Source organism: Salinihabitans flavidus (assembly GCF_900110425.1).
Classification (GTDB): Bacteria; Pseudomonadota; Alphaproteobacteria; order Rhodobacterales; family Rhodobacteraceae; genus Salinihabitans; species Salinihabitans flavidus.
Genome location: NZ_FODS01000006.1, coordinates 142474 through 158816 on the forward strand (window position 1 = coordinate 142474; position 16343 = coordinate 158816).

At 63.9% G+C, this 16343-nt stretch carries 18 protein-coding genes; 15 read left to right on the forward strand and 3 right to left on the reverse strand.

All coding sequences use genetic code 11. The features are described from left to right. Positions 1-178: 178 nt before the first annotated feature. Entirely contained in the window at positions 179-601 is a 423-nt protein-coding gene (gene dksA, locus BMW66_RS07475) for an RNA polymerase-binding protein DksA (RefSeq protein ID WP_093117150.1), read from the forward strand. An 86-nt stretch (positions 602-687) separates the two neighbouring features. Continuing rightward, positions 688-1863 (forward strand): FAD-dependent monooxygenase, encoded by a 1176-nt coding sequence (locus BMW66_RS07480; RefSeq protein WP_093117152.1) that lies wholly within the window; start codon positions 688-690, stop codon positions 1861-1863. Positions 1864-1866: 3 nt separating this feature from the next. On the opposite strand, the gene xth is transcribed toward BMW66_RS07480, so the two are convergent. Continuing rightward, positions 1867-2646, reverse strand: coding sequence for an exodeoxyribonuclease III (gene xth / locus BMW66_RS07485; RefSeq protein ID WP_093117038.1), 780 nt, complete (start codon positions 2644-2646; stop codon positions 1867-1869). Between the two features lie 465 nt (positions 2647-3111). On the opposite strand from xth, the gene BMW66_RS07490 reads away from it, so the two are divergent. Genes BMW66_RS07490 through BMW66_RS07500 form a run of 3 tightly spaced genes read left to right on the forward strand, consistent with a single transcriptional unit; the run spans position 3112 to position 5671 of the window. Then, complete coding sequence (locus BMW66_RS07490; protein ID WP_093117040.1) at positions 3112-3621, forward strand: DUF6749 family protein; 510 nt, start codon at positions 3112-3114, stop codon at positions 3619-3621. Positions 3622-3677: 56 nt separating this feature from the next. After that, the gene (locus tag BMW66_RS07495) at positions 3678-4751 is read left to right on the forward strand and encodes a DUF6902 family protein (protein ID WP_093117042.1); all 1074 of its coding nucleotides are present in this window, start codon (positions 3678-3680) and stop codon (positions 4749-4751) included. Beyond that, positions 4748-5671, forward strand: coding sequence for a DMT family transporter (locus BMW66_RS07500; protein ID WP_093117044.1), 924 nt, complete (start codon positions 4748-4750; stop codon positions 5669-5671). Before BMW66_RS07495 ends, BMW66_RS07500 begins: the two co-directional genes overlap by 4 nt. Positions 5672-5679: 8 nt before the next feature. Here BMW66_RS07500 and BMW66_RS07505 read toward each other — a convergent pair whose 3' ends face one another. Next, positions 5680-6003 (reverse strand): HesB/IscA family protein, encoded by a 324-nt coding sequence (locus tag BMW66_RS07505; protein ID WP_093117046.1) that lies wholly within the window; start codon positions 6001-6003, stop codon positions 5680-5682. A gap of 88 nt (positions 6004-6091) precedes the next feature. Here BMW66_RS07505 and BMW66_RS07510 point away from each other — a divergent pair, with 88 nt between their 5' ends. From BMW66_RS07510 to BMW66_RS07550, 9 genes are all read left to right on the forward strand, one after another. Beyond that, a complete protein-coding gene (locus tag BMW66_RS07510; RefSeq protein ID WP_093117049.1) occupies positions 6092-7234 on the forward strand; it encodes a deoxyguanosinetriphosphate triphosphohydrolase in 1143 nt (380 codons plus the stop codon). Positions 7235-7296: 62 nt separating this feature from the next. Beyond that, on the forward strand, positions 7297-9042 hold the full coding sequence (gene argS / locus BMW66_RS07515) for an arginine--tRNA ligase (protein WP_093117051.1): 1746 nt from the start codon (positions 7297-7299) through the stop codon (positions 9040-9042). A gap of 85 nt (positions 9043-9127) precedes the next feature. Next, positions 9128-10108: an SPOR domain-containing protein gene (locus BMW66_RS07520; RefSeq protein WP_093117053.1), complete on the forward strand. Its 981-nt coding sequence runs from the start codon at positions 9128-9130 to the stop codon at positions 10106-10108. Between the two features lie 95 nt (positions 10109-10203). Beyond that, positions 10204-11112 carry a glycoside hydrolase family 3 N-terminal domain-containing protein gene (locus BMW66_RS07525; protein WP_425441315.1) on the forward strand — a complete coding sequence of 303 codons (909 nt, stop codon included), beginning with the start codon at positions 10204-10206 and terminating at the stop codon, positions 11110-11112. Further along, positions 11102-11905: a segregation and condensation protein A gene (locus BMW66_RS07530; protein ID WP_093117057.1), complete on the forward strand. Its 804-nt coding sequence runs from the start codon at positions 11102-11104 to the stop codon at positions 11903-11905. Before BMW66_RS07525 ends, BMW66_RS07530 begins: the two co-directional genes overlap by 11 nt. Next, entirely contained in the window at positions 11895-12557 is a 663-nt protein-coding gene (scpB, locus tag BMW66_RS07535; RefSeq protein ID WP_093117059.1) for an SMC-Scp complex subunit ScpB, read from the forward strand. Before BMW66_RS07530 ends, scpB begins: the two co-directional genes overlap by 11 nt. Positions 12558-12632: 75 nt before the next feature. Continuing rightward, on the forward strand, positions 12633-12857 hold the full coding sequence (locus BMW66_RS07540) for a hypothetical protein (RefSeq protein WP_093117061.1): 225 nt from the start codon (positions 12633-12635) through the stop codon (positions 12855-12857). Between the two features lie 159 nt (positions 12858-13016). Continuing rightward, entirely contained in the window at positions 13017-13709 is a 693-nt protein-coding gene (locus BMW66_RS07545; protein WP_093117154.1) for an HAD-IA family hydrolase, read from the forward strand. 136 nt (positions 13710-13845) lie between these two features. Continuing rightward, positions 13846-15042, forward strand: coding sequence for a DegT/DnrJ/EryC1/StrS family aminotransferase (locus tag BMW66_RS07550; RefSeq protein WP_093117156.1), 1197 nt, complete (start codon positions 13846-13848; stop codon positions 15040-15042). Between the two features lie 4 nt (positions 15043-15046). On the opposite strand, the gene BMW66_RS07555 is transcribed toward BMW66_RS07550, so the two are convergent. After that, entirely contained in the window at positions 15047-15826 is a 780-nt protein-coding gene (locus tag BMW66_RS07555) for a pseudouridine synthase (RefSeq protein ID WP_093117063.1), read from the reverse strand. 62 nt (positions 15827-15888) lie between these two features. On the opposite strand from BMW66_RS07555, the gene BMW66_RS07560 reads away from it, so the two are divergent. Continuing rightward, positions 15889-16338: a nucleoside deaminase gene (locus tag BMW66_RS07560; RefSeq protein WP_093117065.1), complete on the forward strand. Its 450-nt coding sequence runs from the start codon at positions 15889-15891 to the stop codon at positions 16336-16338. Positions 16339-16343 lie beyond the last annotated feature (5 nt).

Sequence of the window (16343 nt, forward strand, 5' to 3'; positions counted from 1 at the left end):
TTTTTCCGCCCGTCGCCTTTTGTCGCATTGCAGCATAGCCGGATCGGTAAAACACCGCAATGCGATGTGAATGGGGTAGTGACAATCCCGGAGCAAACGGATAAATCGAGCCGCGAGAGGGAGCCTGATGTCTCAGCAAATGAATACCAGGGGCGCAAGCCACGATGAGGGAGCGGAGATGAAAGCAGAAACTTTCTTGCCTGACCACTATCGTCCGGCCGAGGATGAGCCGTTCATGAACGAGCGGCAGGTGGAGTATTTCCGGCGCAAGCTGATCAACTGGCGCAACGAGCTTCTGGCGGGCAGTCGTGACACGATCGAGGGGCTTCAGGACAGCAGCCGCAACATTCCCGATGTTGCCGACCGCGCCAGCGAGGAAACTGACCGGGCGCTTGAACTGCGCACGCGGGACCGCCAGCGCAAGCTCGTTTCCAAGATCGACGCGGCGCTGCGCCGAATCGAAGAGGGTGAGTACGGCTATTGCGAGGTGACGGGCGATCCGATCAGCCTCAAGCGGCTGGATGCGCGGCCCATCGCCACCATGAGCCTTGAAGCGCAGGAGCGCCACGAGCGCCGCGAAAAGGTGCACCGCGACGATTGAGTCGCTGCCGGACCGTGGCGAATCGGAAGTGAAAAAGTCCAATGCCGGGGGTTCCGCCCCGGCGTTTTTCGTTTCAGAAAGCGACCATGAGTCTTTCCGGGATCAAGATCAGGATTATCGGCGCCGGAGTCGGCGGGCTTGCGGCAGGGCTGGCGCTGGCGCAACGCGGCGCAGTTGTGAGCGTGTTCGAACAGGCCGGCGTCATCTCCGAGGTCGGGGCGGGGATACAGGTCGGCCCCAATGGCGTGGCCGTGCTTCGGGCGCTGGGGCTTGAGTCAGCGCTGCGCGAGGGGGCGATTCGGGCACGAGCGGTCGAGTTGCGCGACCACCGTGCGGGCGCGCGGGTGCTGCGGCTTGACCTGGATGCCCTTGGGCCGGATCAGCCCTATTTCCTTGTGCATCGGGCGGATCTGATTGATCTGCTGGCCAGTGCCGCACGCGCGGCCGGGGTGCGGGTGCGGCTGCTCCAGAAAGCCGAGGGCGTCGTGCCCGGGAAGGCGCCCCGTATTTCTCTGGCCAATGGCGCGGAATCGCGGGCCGATCTGGTGATCGGGGCCGACGGGGTGCGTTCGGTCGTGCGCGAGGTGCTCAACGGTGTGCAGGCGCCGTTCTTCACGCGGCAGGTGGCGTGGCGCGCGATGGTGCCCAATGTGATCGGGCAGGGCCCGGAGGCGCGGGTGCACATGGGGCCGGGACGGCATATCGTGAGCTATCCGCTGCGCGGGGGGGAAACGCTCAATATCGTGGCGGTGCAGGAGCGCGCGGGCTGGGCCGAGGAGGGCTGGCACCGCGAGGACGACCCCGACAACCTGCGCGCGGCGTTCTCCGGGTTTGGCGGCGAAGTGCCGGAGATGCTTGCGGCGGTGGAGCGGGTGGCGCTGTGGGGGTTGTTCCGGCATCCGGTGGCGCCGGTCTGGCATCGTGGTCATGTGGCGATTCTCGGGGATGCGGCGCATCCCACGCTGCCGTTCATGGCGCAGGGGGCGGTCATGGCGCTTGAGGATGCCTGGGTGCTGGCCGAGGAGTTGGACCGCGCCGGGCAGATCGAAGCGGGGCTTGCGGCCTATCAGGCGCGGCGCGAGGGGCGTGTGAAGCGGATCGTGGGGGCGGCCAATGGCAATGCGTGGAAATATCATCTGCGCTTCGGGCCGCTTCGGGCGGCGGCGCATGCGGCGTTGCGGCTCGGCGGGGCGGTGGCGCCGGGCGCGATGTCGCGGCAATTCGACTGGATCTATCGCCACGACGTGACCCGCGGCGGGTAGGGGTCAGGCGTCGAGCGTGACCCAGATCGGAACGTGGTCGGATGGCTTGTCGCCACCGCGCACCGCGCTGTCGATCTGGCAATCGGTGAGCAGGTCGGCGCAATGCGGGCTGAGCAGCATGTGGTCGATGCGGATACCGTTGTTCCGGTTCCACGCGCCGCCCTGATAATCCCAGAAGGTATAGTGACCGGGCCCTTGTGTGCGGGCGCGGAAGGCATCGGTCAGCCCCAGATGCAGCATCCTGCGAAACGCCGCGCGGCTTTGCGGCAGGGCGAGCGCGTCGTCTGACCACGCCCCGGGGTATTTGGCGTCTTCATCCTGCGGGATGACGTTGAAATCCCCGCCCATGAGGAAGGGCTCTTCGAGCGCCAGAAGGTCATTGGCGCGCGCATGAAGGCGGTGCAGCCACGCCAGTTTATAGTCGTATTTCGGCCCCGGCGCCGGGTTCCCGTTGGGCAGGTAGAGACCGCAGAGCCGCACCGGGCGGGTGCCGATCACCGTCGCCTCGATGTAGCGGGCCTGCGTGTCGTCATTGTTGCCGGGCAGGCCGCGGGTGACATCCTCCAGCGGCAGCTTCGACAGAATCGCCACGCCGTTGAAGCCCTTCTGGCCGTGGGTTTCCACGGTGAAGCCGCGATCCTCGAAGATTTCGCGGGGAAAGTTCTCGTCCACCGACTTGATCTCTTGCAGCAGGACCACATCGGGATCGGCCTCGTCGAGCCAGGCGGGCAGGGTTTCTATCCGGGCCTTGATGCCGTTGATGTTGAAGCTCGCGATTTTCATGGTTCTGCCCCCTGACGTCGGTTGAGGCGACTCTATCCCCCAGCGTGCGGGTGCTGACAAGCCTTCGGCGGAGAATTCGCGTGAAAGACTTCTGCTGATAAGCTCATGGAACGGGACCGAATCCGGGGCATGGAATCAGTCGTGATTCCGAGTCGGAAATGCAGTTTTCGCGATGATTTCAGGTTGAGTTGCGCTGAGTCGGCTCGCCAAAATGTGGCAAAGATCAGGCAAGAAAATGGCAATTTGAAGAAAAATTTATCCATGTAGGTAGTTGATGAAAATCAATTCATTGCGGGCAAAACCTCATGTGAAACATGAGCCATTTGCTCGCATAGCAAGAAAAAATATGTTGAAAAACAAGGAATACGTGCAAGCCTGAAGGCGTTCAACACATCGCCTGGGAGGCTTACAATGCTTGTTAAATCTTCTGCTCAAACGATTAACGAAACCTTTTCGGACCGTGCGGTGCCGGCGTCCGAAACCAGCCTGCATGACGGGCTTGGCTGCGATTTGTTCACATCCGGCCTGTCGCCGGAGGTGACCGGGGATGCCGCCACCGGAGAGGCAACGGAAATGTTCACCTCGGGTCTGGTCCAGATGTTCACCTCGGGCCTTGCGCCGAGCGGCGGGGCCACGGCGGCGACCGGCGAAGGGGTGGAGATGTTCACCTCGGGTCTTCAGGCCGCCGGCGGCGCGGCGGACACCGGGGATGCGGTGGAGATGTTCACCTCCGGCCTGGTGCAGATGTTCACCTCTGGTTTGGCCCCCTCGGCGGAGGCCCGGAACACGACAGGTGAGGGCACGGAGCTTTACACCTCGGGTCTGGCCGCAACCGGCAGCGCGGCCGAGAGCGGGGATGCCACCGGCATGTTCACCTCGGGTCTGGTGCAAATGTACACCTCGGGGCTGGCACCGTCGCGGCAGGTCCGTGCCGAAGCCGGCGAAGGGGCCGAGCTTTTCACCTCGGGTCTGTGATTCGGAACGTCGGGAACGGGCGCCGGTGCGCGCCATTGCAAAGGGAGAAATGAGCCATGACCAATATCGTGCAACTGAACGTCCCGTCCCCGACGCCGCCGGTGAAGGCGCGTCATGCGGCGCTAATGTCCTGCTTTGCAGGGCAGCGCCGCATCGGCGACGACGTCTTCTGGCTCAAGGAAAACGCGGAGCTTCTCAACGTTCTGGAATGCTCCGGGGCGGAGGTGACGGAAGACGCGCTGTCCGCCTATGAGGGGTTCTATGCCAACGTGGAGCGCCGCATTCAGTTCTTTCCACAGTATTACCGCTTTCTTCTGTCGATCTGCCTCGATCTTGAGGATCTCGGGATGCGCGGCGACAAGGGGGAGGCGCTTGTGCACTGGGCGGCCGATCAGGGTTTTGCCGAGGCGGAGCTTTCGGACTTGCAGCGGTTCGAAGCGCGGCGGCTGATGCTGCGGCGCGGACGCGATCCGCTGGCGCACGATGCCGGGCTCGAGGCGCGGCTGCGCCGTTTCATCTCGCGCGCGGCCACGTTCTCCATGCCCAACAAGAAGGCGGCCTATGAGCTGACCCATGCCGTGTTCTACCTGTCCGAATACGGTCGCCACGACCCCGGACTGGACGACGGCGCGAAACGGGCGCTGGAGTTTGCCGGGCTCTTGGCATTTCTCGAACAGAATGGCGACCTGCTGTCAGAGGTTTGCGTGGCGATGCGCCATGCCGGGATGACGCCGCCAAACGTCTGGGAAGACTGGCTGATCCGCCACACGCATCGGTTCACCGTGGAGGCCGGAGAGCATCTTGGCGTGCACGACGACTATCACGAGTTCCTTGTTTGCAACTGGTTCGCCGCGCTGGCGGGGCAGGAGATGTTCGCAAAGCCGGTGACGCCGGAGCGGATGTGCTTCACCCGCCCCGGCGGTGTGGCGGGGCCGCTGCGGGAACTGTCCGAGTGCATGTTCCAGCTTGACGACCGCTCTGGCGACTGGGCGGCGATGCGGCCGGTGGTTCTCGATCATCTGTCGGACGATGCGCAGGTGATCCTGTCCTATGCGGAACGCTCCTGCGACAGGTTCGACGCCTTTTTCGAAGGGTTCGCGCGCAGTCATCCGGTGCGGGTGGCGCAATGAGCGCGCCTGCCACCAATGCGCCGATCGGGGTTTTGCCGGGGGGGATTGCGCTTCTGGGCGGGGTGCTGGTCGTGCTCTACACGGTTGTGATCTCCAGCGCCGATGCCATCACCAAGTTCATCTCCCACGGCTATGCCGCGCCGCAACTTTTCTGCGTGTCGGGGGGACTTGTCGCCGCGCTTTGTTATATCAGCGCGCGCGCGAGGGGCGGGCGCGGGGGGTTGCGCACCGGCTGTCCGCGCGCTTTGGCGTTACGGGCGGCGCTGACCGTGGCGGGATCGGTCGCGTTTTTCGAAGCGTTCCGCCAACTCCCTTTTGCCGAGGTGTTTCTTTTCATCGGTATGGTGCCGATCTTCGCCGGGCTGCTGTCGGGCCTGATTCTGGATGAACGGGTGCGCCCGACGGCCTGGACCGCGCTGCTGGTCGGCTTCGTGGGAGTCCTGTTCCTGTTTCCCGAGGGCCTGGCTTCTGTATCCTTCGGGCATGGGGTCGCCTTGCTTGCCTGTCTGGCAGGGGCGTTGTCGATGGTGCTGGCGCGCTATATCGGCAAGCGCGAAAGCAATTCGCTGGCGCAGGTCTTTCACACCAATCTGGCGCTTTGCCTCGTGATGGGGATTGCGCTGCCGTTCGTCTATCGCCCGATGCCCTTGGCGGACATGCTCTGGGTTCTGGCCTATGCGGGGTGCCTGTTCGCCGCGCGCTGGCTTTTGGTGGTGTCGCTGCGCATGATGCCAGCCTATGTGGTCACGCCGCTGATGAACCTTCAGTTCATCTGGATGGTGGTGTTGGGCGCGGTGTTTTTCGGTGAATGGCCGCCAGTGGCAACCTATCTTGGTGTGGTGATCGTGATCGGCTCCGGGTTGTTCCTGATCTATGATCAGTCGCGCACTGTGCCAGCGGTAAAACGCTCCGCCGGGTAAGGCCGGAGCTACATGGCGAAACTTGTGCCGCAGCCGCAGGAACTGGAGGCGTTGGGATTGTCGATCACGAAACGCGCGCCGATCAACTCCTCGGTGAAGTCGATGGTGGCGCTTGCCAGAAAGGGAAGGGAGACACTGTCCACCACGACTTTCTGTCCCTGTCCTTCGAGCACCAGATCGTCTTCGGACGGGGCGTCAAGCTTGATCTCATATTGAAATCCCGAGCATCCGCCACCTTCCACCGCCACGCGCAGGGCCTGACCTTTCGCGTCGGCGCCAATCTCTGCAAGCCGGGTGAAGGCGCGATCCGTGACTTTCGGGGGAAGCTGCATTTCTTGCTCCTGTTGCGGGGTTCGCGGTTCAATCCTGTTTCGCCCTGCAATATAAGCGCGGCGTGGACTGGCGACAAGGATTAGCAACATGGCAGCGCCCTATGCCTCCGATCCCGCGCGCGCAAGGGGACGGCGCATCGCGGAAGAGGAAAGCGCGTTCCGGTCCTGCTTTCAGCGGGACAGGGACAGGATCATCCATTGCAGCGCCTTCCGGCGGCTCAAGCACAAGACACAGGTCTTCGTGGAGCACGAGGGCGATTATTTCCGGACCCGGCTGACCCATTCGATCGAAGTGGCGCAGGTGGCGCGGACGATCGCGGGGGCGCTGGGGCTCAATCAGGAACTGACAGAGGGCGTGGCGCTGGCGCATGATCTGGGGCACACGCCCTTCGGCCATACCGGCGAGGATGCGCTCAATGCGCTGATGTCGCCTTATGGCGGGTTCGATCACAATGCGCAGGCGGTGCGGATCGTCACCTCTCTTGAACGGCATTACGCGGCCTTCGACGGGTTGAACCTGACCTGGGAAACCCTTGAAGGCATTGCAAAACACAACGGGCCGGTGGTGGGGGATCTGCCCTATGCGCTGGCTGACTACAACGCGGTCCATGATCTTGAGCTGCACACGCACGCCAGCGCCGAGGCGCAGGTGGCCGCGCTGTCCGATGACATCGCCTACAACAATCACGATCTGCTGGACGGGCTGCATGCCGGGCTCTTCACGCAGGAGGAGATAACCGGGTTGCCCATCGTCGGGGATGCCTTTGCCAAGGTGGACGCGGCCTGGCCGGGGCTGGAGCGGTCGCGGCGCAAGCATGAGGCGCTGCGGCGGGTCTTTGGCGTCATGGTCTCGGATGTGATCGACCGCTCGCGTCACCTTCTCAATGAGAGCGGCGCGCGGGATGTGCAGGAGATCCGCAATCTCGGCCGGCCGGTAATCCGGTTTTCCGATGCTGTCTGGGCGGATTTGCAGGACATTCGCGCCTTTCTGTTCACGCGGATGTATCGCGCGCCCTCGGTGATGGCCAAACGCCGCGAGGTCACGCAGGCCGTCGACGAGTTGTTCCCCTTCTTCCTGGCCAATACCAACTGGCTTCCCGAGGAATGGCGTCACGATATCGAGGCCGCGCGGGACGAGGTCGCGCTGGCGCGCATCGTGGCCGACTACATCGCCGGGATGACTGACCGTTTCGCGCTTCAGGAACACGCCCGGCTGATCGCGGGCCGCTGAGGGCAGCGATTGACGCGGGCGCTGGCGGTGGTAAACCGCGCGGGACACGAAAGGACCATGCAATGAACCTTTTTCAGGATATCCGCGCGCTTGTCATCGGGGCGCTGGAGATCATGCAGGCGGATGGCGTTATTCCGGTCGGGCTTGATTTTGCAAATGTGACCGTAGAGCCGCCGCGCGATCCGGCCCATGGCGACATGGCGACCAATGCGGCGATGGTGCTGGCCAAGCCCGCGAAGATGAAGCCGCGCGACATCGCGGAGGCGCTTGCCGGGCATCTTGCAGCGGACTATCGCGTGGATACGGCAGAAGTTGCGGGGCCGGGCTTTCTCAACCTGCGGCTGTCGCCGGCGCTCTGGCAGGGACTGGTCAAGTCGGTGCTGTCGAGCGGTGAGGGGTTTGGACGCTCCACCCTTGGGGCGGGCCAGCGGGTCAATGTCGAATTTGTTTCCGCCAACCCGACGGGGCCGCTTCATGTGGGCCACACGCGCGGGGCGGTCTTCGGCGATGCGTTGGCGAGCCTGCTGGATCATGCCGGTTATGATGTCACGCGCGAGTATTACATCAACGACGGCGGCGCGCAGGTCGATGTGCTCGCGCGGTCGGTCTATCTTCGGTATCTGGAAGCGCACGGGCAGGAGGTCGCCTTCGAGGACGGCACCTATCCCGGCGAATATCTGATCGAGGTGGGAGAGGCGCTGCGCCGGAAGGTGGGCGATGCCTATGTCGGCAAGCCCGAGGATGTCTGGCTCGAACCGATCCGGGACTTTGCCACCGACGCGATGATGGGGTTGATCCGCGCCGACCTGAAGTCGCTGGGTGTCGAGATGGATGTGTTCTTTTCCGAAAAATCGCTTTATGGAACGGGACTTATCGAGCAGGCGCTCGACGCGCTCGACGCCAAGGGCCTGCTCTATGAAGGGGTGCTTGAGCCGCCCAAGGGCAAGATGCCCGACGATTGGGAGCCGCGCGAGCAGACGCTGTTCAAATCCACCGAACACGGGGACGACGTGGATCGGCCGGTAAAGAAATCCGACGGCGGCTGGACCTATTTCGCGCCCGACATCGCCTATCACTATGACAAGGTTTCGCGCGGGTTCGATGCGTTGATCGACGTGTTCGGGGCCGATCACGGCGGATATGTGAAGCGGATGAAGGCGGCGGTGTCGGCGCTTTCGGACGGCCGGGTGCCGCTCGATGTCAAGCTGTGCCAGCTTGTGAAGCTCTGGAAGAACGGCGAGCCGTTCAAGATGTCGAAACGCGCGGGCAATTTCGTCACCCTGCGCGACGTGGTGGAACTGGTGGGCGCTGATGTGACCCGCTTTGTCATGCTGACGCGGAAGAACGACGCGCCGCTCGATTTCGACTTCGACAAGGTGCTGGAACAGTCGCGCGATAACCCGGTGTTCTACGTGCAGTACGCGCACGCCCGGGTGTGTTCGGTTCAGCGCAAGGCGCAGGAGGCGGGGATCGTGGTGGATGATGCCATGCTTGCGGCGGCGGATCTGACGAAGCTCGACCATGAGGCCGAGATTGCGGTGGCCAAGAAGATCGCAGAGTGGCCGCGTTTGGTGGAGATTGCCGCCCGCACGCATGAGCCGCATCGCGTGGCCTTTTACCTGTTCGAACTGGCCAGCGATCTTCACGGGCTGTGGAACAAGGGGCATGACGACCCCTCGCTTCGGTTCCTGCAAGAGGATGATGTGGATACATCGCAAGCGAAAATCGCTCTTGCGCGGGCCGTGGCCGTTGTTATTTCCGCAGGTCTTGGTATTCTTGGGGTCACTCCGGCAGACGAGATGCGGTAAAAACCGTGCGGAACTGACAGGCCGGGGTGAGGCGAAGGCAAGATTACCCCGGCGACCATGTATCGCCGGAGGCAGTGAGGCGAGAATGGCAGATTTTCCCATGACCGGGGCCCAAGAGGCGCCGTCGCAGAGCAGATCCATTGCAAGTCTGGCGAACTGGGCCGGGGCCGCAGTGTCTCTGGCGCTGATTTTCGGCGCGGGAGTCTGGGGCTACAAGCTTCTGGTGAGAGATGTGACCGGCGTGCCGGTGGTGCGTGCCGTCGAAGGCCCGATGCGGGTGCAACCCGACGATCCGGGCGGACGCCCGGCCGAGCATCAGGGGCTGGCCGTGAACAATGTGGCGGCCGAAGGGGTGGCTGCCGCGCCGGCAGATCGGCTTGTGCTCGCGCCTCAGCCGATCCGGCTTGCGGATGAGGATGTGCCCGTCACGCAGGTGAAGGCCGAGATTATTGAAGACGCGGAGGATGGCCCTGCCGAGGCAAACGAGCCGATTACAGCGCCCGAGCCGCTGAACGGCGGGCGTGCCGCGTCCATAGAGGCGCTGGCCGAGCAGATTGCCGCCGGGGCGGCGAAACTGTCCACGTCTGCAAAAGCGAGCCCGGTTGCGGACAGCTCCGACAGCGACAGCTCGACCGCCACAGCGGAAGAGGCGGAGTCCGAACCCGAAGCGACCGTTGCCGGGGGGCTTGGTGTCTCGCTCCGGCCGAAATTGCGACCCGAGGGCGTTCAACTGGCGTCTGCCGCATCGATGTCGGGGGGGGCTGACGCTCTGCCCGCTGACACGGTGGATGAGGTTGATCCGGCGAGCATCACGGTGGGCACGCGGCTGGTACAGCTTGGCGCCTTTGCCAGCCCAGAGATCGCGCGCGAGCAGTGGGATAAACTTCAAGGGCGCTTTGCCACGGTTCTGGACGGCAAGAAACGCGTGATCCAGAAGGCGACAAGTGGCGGACGGGTCTTTTACCGGCTGCGCGCGATGGGGTTCGATGATCTGAGCGATGCGCGCCGGATGTGTTCCGCACTGAAGGCGGAGAATGCCGACTGTATTCCGGTGGTGACACGTTGAGTGGTTTCGGCGCAGTCATTTCTGGCTGCGCCGGGCCACGATTGAGCCCGGCGGAACGCGATCTTTTCCGCGACCTGCGACCTTTCGGGTACATATTGTTCGATCGAAACCTCGAAGAGCCCGGTCAGATCCGCGCGCTCTGTGAGGAACTGCGCGACTGCGTGGACCATGCCGCGCCCATCCTGATTGATCAGGAGGGCGGACGGGTGCAGCGACTGCGACCGCCTTTGGCGCGCGATTGGCCTGCACCGTTTGATTTCGTTGCGCAAGCCGGGGCAGGGGCAGAGCAGGCCATGCGGCTCCGCTATCGCCTTATCGCGGAAGAGTTGCGCGCGCTTGGTATCGACACGAATTGCGCGCCGCTGGTGGATGTCGCCGAGCACACGACCCATCCCTTCCTGCGCAACCGATGCTATGGCACCGACGCACAGGGCGTGACCCGGATCGGCCGCGCCGTTGCCGAGGGGCTGATGCAGGGCGGGGTCTATCCGGTGATCAAGCATGTTCCGGGCCACGGGCGGGCGCAGGCCGACAGTCACCGCGACCTGCCGCGCGTCGCGGCGGACCGCGTGGCACTGTCGCGCGATTTCGCCCCCTTTGCCGCGCTTGCCGATCTGCCGATGGCGATGACGGCGCATATTGTCTATGACGCGCTCGATACGCGCCCAGCCACGCTTTCGCCTGTCGTGATGGATACGATCCGCGAGGAAATCGGGTTTCAGAATCTGATCATGACCGATGACATTTCGATGCGGGCCTTGACGGGAGATGTGGCGCAAAATGCGCGCGGCGCGATTGTGGCGGGCTGCGATGCGGTGCTGCATTGCAATGGCGATTTCAAGGAGATGCGCGCCGTGGCCGAGGCCGCAGGCGCCATGACCGATGCGGCGCAGGCCCGTGCAGAGGCGGTGTTGCAGAACCGGCCCAAAGCACAGCCCGTTGACATTGCCGCGCTCACGGCAGAGCTTGAGGCCCTGTTGAACGGGCGCGATCATGGCGGATAGGCAGGGAGATACGACACTGGCGCCGGATGTGGCCGAGCGGCTCTCGGCTGAGGCGCTTATCGTGGATGTGGACGGATTCGAGGGGCCGCTCGATCTTCTTCTGACGCTGTCACGCACGCAGAAAGTCGATTTGCGCAAAATCTCGATTCTCGACCTCGCCCGGCAGTATCTGGGTTTCGTGGAGAAGGCGAAAGCGCTTCGGATCGAGCTGGCCGCCGACTATCTTGTCATGGCGGCCTGGCTCGCCTTTCTGAAATCGCGGCTGCTGCTGCCCCCCGACCCGGCGGAAGAGGGGCCTTCGGGCGAAGAGTTGGCGACGCATCTCGCATTTCAGCTCGAACGGCTTCAGGCCATGCGAGACGCGGCGGCGCGGCTTATGGCCCGTGACCGGCTCGGCCGGGATTTCTTTGCCCGTGGCATCCCCGAAGATGTGACCCGGTTTCGCCGGATCACCTATACCGCCTCGCTTCTGGATCTGATGCAGGGGTATGCCCGGATCCGCACGCGCGATGAGTTTCGCCCCTACGTGATGGACCGCGATTCCGTCTTCACGATGGAACAGGCGCTTGACCGGATGCGCGGATTGATCGGCTTTGCCGGCACATGGACGGATATCGAGAGCTACCTGCCCGAAGGCTGGCAGAGCGATCCGAAAAGGCGCCGATCGGCCACGGCGTCCACCTTCGCCGCTTCCCTGGAGCTGGCCAAGGAAGGTAAGGTGGAGTTGCGGCAGTCGGCGACATTCGCGCCGATCGAGTTGCGGCGCCGGACGGAGGGCGACCATGACGGATGAGAGCGAAGCCCGCAACGACAGCCTGTTCGAGGCGCCGCCGATCGCGGAGCAGGAGCGGATGGTCGAGGCGATCCTGTTTGCCACCGCCGCGCCGGTGACGGTCAAGGACCTGAACGACCGGATGCCGCATGGCAGCGACGCCGCCGAGGCCCTTGTGCACCTGCGCAAGCGATATGACGGGCGCGGCGTGCAGGTGGTCAAGGTGGGCGATGCCTGGGCCATGCGCACCGCGCCGGATCTGGGATTTCTCATGCAGCAGGAAATGGTGGAGACGCGCAAGCTATCTCGTGCGGCGATCGAAACCTTGGCCATCATCGCCTATCACCAACCCGTCACCCGTGCCGAGATCGAAGAGATCCGGGGGGTCAGCGTGAGCCGGGGCACGGTTGATCAGCTTCTCGAGATGGAGTGGATCCGGTTCGGGCGACGTAAAATGACACCGGGCCGGCCGGTGACGTTTGTCGTGACGCAGGAATTCCTCGATCATTTCGGTCTCGAGAGCGCACGCGATCTTCCGGGGCTGAAAGAATTGCGGGGGGCCGGCCTTCTGGAAAACCGCCCGCCGCCGACCGCCATGCCGGGACCGGGCGAAACGTCAGAGGATGAAGAGGATGGCTTGCAGATCGGGCAGTCGGAACTGTTCGAGGACTGAATTTTACCAGATCCTGACTGCAAATCGGCGCATTTCATGTCCATATTGGAGGTCGGAAGAGCAAAGGATGGTGCTATGAACGTCAATATGATTATCAACATGGTCATGCGCACCGTGATGCGGCGCCTCGTCAGCCGGGGCGTGAACAGCGGCATCAACCGCATGTCGAAACGCAAGGGTCAGACCGATGAAGAGGGCGGTCAGGCGCAGGGCCAGCCCCGCACGCGCAAGGGTCACGGACGATCGGCGAAACAGGCCAAGCAGGCGATGCGGATGATGCGCCGCTTTGGCCGGTTCTGAGGGTGCCTCATCGCCGGGGATCGGTTTAGTGTGCGGGTTTGACGCAAGGTGAGGTTCAGACCCTGTGCGCGCAAGGCGGGGGCAAGGCAGTTCCGAGGTCCAAACTCTTGAATGATAAGGGGCTGGCAGAATTTCGACGGGCGTGGAATGGGGCAGGCGGTGAAAACAGTTATTTTCGATCTTGATGGAACGCTGGCGGATACCAGTGTCGACCTGATCGCCGCCGCCAATGCGGCGTTTCGTACCATGGGGGAGGGCAATCTTCTCGATCCCACAAAAGATGCGGTCACAGCGTTTCAGGGCGGGCGGGCTATGCTGCGCCTCGGCCTGACGCGGCTTGAGCGTATGAACGAGGCGGTGGTGGATGAATTTTATCCGGTTCTGCTCGAAGCCTACTCCGGGGCAATTGACGTGCACACGCAGCTTTACCCGCGCGCGATGGAGGCGGTCGAGGTTCTCAAGGCCGAAGGCTACGGCGTGGGGATCTGCACGAACAAGCCCGAGGCTCTGGCAGAGCTTCTCATGACACGGCTTGGCGCGCGCGCGGCCTTCGGGGCGCTTATCGGTGCCGATAGTCTGCCGGTGCGCAAACCCGATCCGGCCCCCTTGATCGAGACGGTGCGGCGGCTTGGCGGAGATCCCGCGCAGACTGTTCTGATCGGGGACACGGTGACGGATCGTGACACCGCGCGGGCGGCGGGTGTGCCATCCATTCTCGTGACCTTCGGACCCGGCGGCAAGGAGGTTGCGGCGCTTGAGCCGGAAGCGTTGTTGAACGACTACGCGGATTTGCCGGATCTGCTGCGGGATCTCGCGCGGCGCCGAATGGGGATTGTCGATCAGCGGCGCTGAATGACGCGATGCGCGTCAATTTTCGCGCTTATGCGGTCGGGGTCTCGTGAAATGTCGTGAAAGAAGTTATTTCGGAGCCTGAAAGATGCATTGGGCGCGTTGATTGCGCGGCAAAGATCGGGAGCATGTGATCCGCATGAGCGAGAGGTTCGAGGGCAATTTCACCCAGCAGGAGCCGATACCCGACGAGGGGATCGCAGCCGCCGTTGATGTCATGCGATCCGGGCGGTTGCATCGCTACAACGTCGCGGCGGGCGAGATTTCACAGGCGGCCCTTCTCGAACAGGAGTTTGCCGCGATGACGGGGGCGGAGTACTGCGTTGCCGTGGCGTCGGGCGGATATGCGATGGCCACGGCGCTGCGGGCGCTTGGCGTGGGCCCCGGGGACAGGGTTCTGAGCAACGCCTTCACGCTGGCGCCGGTGCCGGGTGCCATTGCCAGCGTGGGCGCGGTGCCGGTGTTCGTCGACGTGACCGAGGACCTGGTGATCGACCTTGACGATCTGGACGCCAAGGCGGATCAGGCGAATGTTCTGATGCTGAGCCACATGCGCGGGCACATCTGCGACATGGATGCGCTGATGGCGCTCTGCGAGGCGCGCGGGCTTCGGGTGGTCGAGGATTGCGCCCATACGATGGGGGCAAAATGGCGCGGTGTTCCGTCGGGACGGCATGGCGTCATCGGGTGCTATTCGACGCAGACCTACAAGCATCTGAATTCCGGCGAGGGCGGTTTTCTCGTCTCGGACGATGCCGAGGTGATGGCGCGCGCGGTGATCCTTTCGGGCTCTTACATGCTGTATGAGCGTCATCTTGCCGCGCCCCCGGCAGAGGTATTCGAGAGGGTGAAATACGACACGCCGAATGTGTCGGGGCGTATGGATAACCTGCGCGCGGCAATCTTGCGGCCGCAATTGCGCCATTTGGATGAGCAATGCGCCGCCTGGACCGAGCGGTATCGCACGGTTGAAGCGGGTTTGCGCGACACGCCGGGATTGCGCCTTGTAGAGCGTCCCGAGGGCGAGGATTTCGTGGGCTCCTCGTTTCAATTCCTGCTTCCGGACTGGGCCGAGGGGGCGGTGCGTGATGTGGTGGCGCGCTGCGCGGCGCGCGGGGTGGAACTCAAGTGGTTCGGACAGGCGGAGCCGGTCGCCTTCACCTCTCGCTATGACAGTTGGCGCTATGCGCCGAGCGAGGCGCTGCCGCGCACCGATCGGGTGCTTGCGGGACTTCTGGACATGCGTATTCCCCTGACGTTCAGCCTTGAGGATTGCGCACAGATCGCCCGGATCATTCGCGGCGAGGTCGGCGCGGTGTTCCAGGCGAAGATGTGAGGCGTCAATTGCGGCGGCGTTTGGGCTTGGGGCGGGCTTCGGGCGGTTTGGCGCCTTCGAGGCCAAGCTGATCGCGCAGGATGCGGCGGCGCACCTCTTCCACCGCTCCCGGTTTCAGGGTTCCAAGCTGAAACGGCCCGTAAGAGACGCGGATCAGCCGGTTGACGGCCAGTCCGAGGGCTTCCATCGCGCGGCGTATCTCGCGGTTCTTTCCCTCGCGCAGGCCCAGTGTCACCCAGGCGTTCCGGCCCTGTTGACGATCGAGCGTGATCTGCATCGGCTGAAATCGCTCGCGATCAATCACGATGCCCTCGCGCAGGGGCTGAAAGGTGTCGTCGCTCGGCGCGCCGTGCAGGCGCACGCGGTATTTGCGCAGCCAGCCGGTCGACGGCAGCTCCAGCTTGCGCTTGATCGCGCCATCGTTCGTCAGAAGCAAGAGCCCCTCTGAATTGAGGTCGAGACGCCCCACGGTCATGACGCGCGGCAGATCGGCGGGCAGGTGGTCGAAGATGGTCTCGCGCCCCTGCTCGTCTTTCGTCGTGGTCACAAGGCCCGCAGGCTTGTGATAGAGCCAGAGGCGTTCGGGTTCCGGTTCCGACAGGGGCTTGCCATCGACAACGATCCGGTCAGCCGGGCCGACATTGAGCGCGGGGCTGGTGATCTTGCGGCCATTCACGGCCACGCGCCCGGCCTCGATCATGCGCTCGGCCTCGCGGCGGGAGGCAACACCCGCGCGGGCCATAACTTTGGCGATGCGGTCGCCGCTGGGGGTATCTTCGGTCATGGGGTCGCTCTAACCGGGATCGGGGGATTGCGAAAGGGGCTTTGGCGGGGCATTTGGGACAGATGACGTTCAAAAGCCATATGCAGGCCGCGCTGAGCGAGGCGCAGGCGGCCGCCGCGCGCGGCGAGGTGCCCGTGGGCGCGGTGATTGTTTCTCCCGAAGGGCAGGTGGTCGCAGCGGAGGGCAATCGCGTGCGCGAACTGGCGGACCCGTCGGCCCATGCCGAGATTCTCGCGATCCGGGCGGTTTGTGCGGCGGTCGGGTCCGAGAGGCTGACCGGGTATGATCTTTATGTCACGCTGGAGCCGTGCCCGATGTGTGCGAGTGCGATCAGCCAGGCGCGGATTGCGCGGCTGTATTACGGGGCGGCAGACCCGAAATCGGGGGGGGTCGCGCACGGTCCCCGCATTTTCACCCATCCGCAAAGTCACCATGTGCCGGAGGTTTATGACGGGATCGACGCGGCGGCCTGCGAGATCCTTCTGAGGGAATTTTTTGCCGCGCGGCGGTGAGGGGC

What these genes read in the sequence shown, in the direction of transcription:
- dksA (WP_093117150.1), top strand. Translation starts at nt 179, where the DNA reads ATGAAAGCAGAAACTTTCTTGCCTGACCACTATCGTCCGGCCGAGGAT.
- BMW66_RS07480 (WP_093117152.1), top strand. Translation starts at nt 688, where the DNA reads ATGAGTCTTTCCGGGATCAAGATCAGGATTATCGGCGCCGGAGTCGGC.
- xth (WP_093117038.1), bottom strand. Translation starts at nt 2,646, where the DNA reads ATGAAAATCGCGAGCTTCAACATCAACGGCATCAAGGCCCGGATAGAA.
- BMW66_RS07495 (WP_093117042.1), top strand. Translation starts at nt 3,678, where the DNA reads ATGACCAATATCGTGCAACTGAACGTCCCGTCCCCGACGCCGCCGGTG.
- BMW66_RS07500 (WP_093117044.1), top strand. Translation starts at nt 4,748, where the DNA reads ATGAGCGCGCCTGCCACCAATGCGCCGATCGGGGTTTTGCCGGGGGGG.
- BMW66_RS07505 (WP_093117046.1), bottom strand. Translation starts at nt 6,003, where the DNA reads ATGCAGCTTCCCCCGAAAGTCACGGATCGCGCCTTCACCCGGCTTGCA.
- BMW66_RS07510 (WP_093117049.1), top strand. Translation starts at nt 6,092, where the DNA reads ATGGCAGCGCCCTATGCCTCCGATCCCGCGCGCGCAAGGGGACGGCGC.
- argS (WP_093117051.1), top strand. Translation starts at nt 7,297, where the DNA reads ATGAACCTTTTTCAGGATATCCGCGCGCTTGTCATCGGGGCGCTGGAG.
- BMW66_RS07520 (WP_093117053.1), top strand. Translation starts at nt 9,128, where the DNA reads ATGGCAGATTTTCCCATGACCGGGGCCCAAGAGGCGCCGTCGCAGAGC.
- BMW66_RS07530 (WP_093117057.1), top strand. Translation starts at nt 11,102, where the DNA reads ATGGCGGATAGGCAGGGAGATACGACACTGGCGCCGGATGTGGCCGAG.
- scpB (WP_093117059.1), top strand. Translation starts at nt 11,895, where the DNA reads ATGACGGATGAGAGCGAAGCCCGCAACGACAGCCTGTTCGAGGCGCCG.
- BMW66_RS07540 (WP_093117061.1), top strand. Translation starts at nt 12,633, where the DNA reads ATGAACGTCAATATGATTATCAACATGGTCATGCGCACCGTGATGCGG.
- BMW66_RS07550 (WP_093117156.1), top strand. Translation starts at nt 13,846, where the DNA reads ATGAGCGAGAGGTTCGAGGGCAATTTCACCCAGCAGGAGCCGATACCC.
- BMW66_RS07555 (WP_093117063.1), bottom strand. Translation starts at nt 15,826, where the DNA reads ATGACCGAAGATACCCCCAGCGGCGACCGCATCGCCAAAGTTATGGCC.
- BMW66_RS07560 (WP_093117065.1), top strand. Translation starts at nt 15,889, where the DNA reads ATGACGTTCAAAAGCCATATGCAGGCCGCGCTGAGCGAGGCGCAGGCG.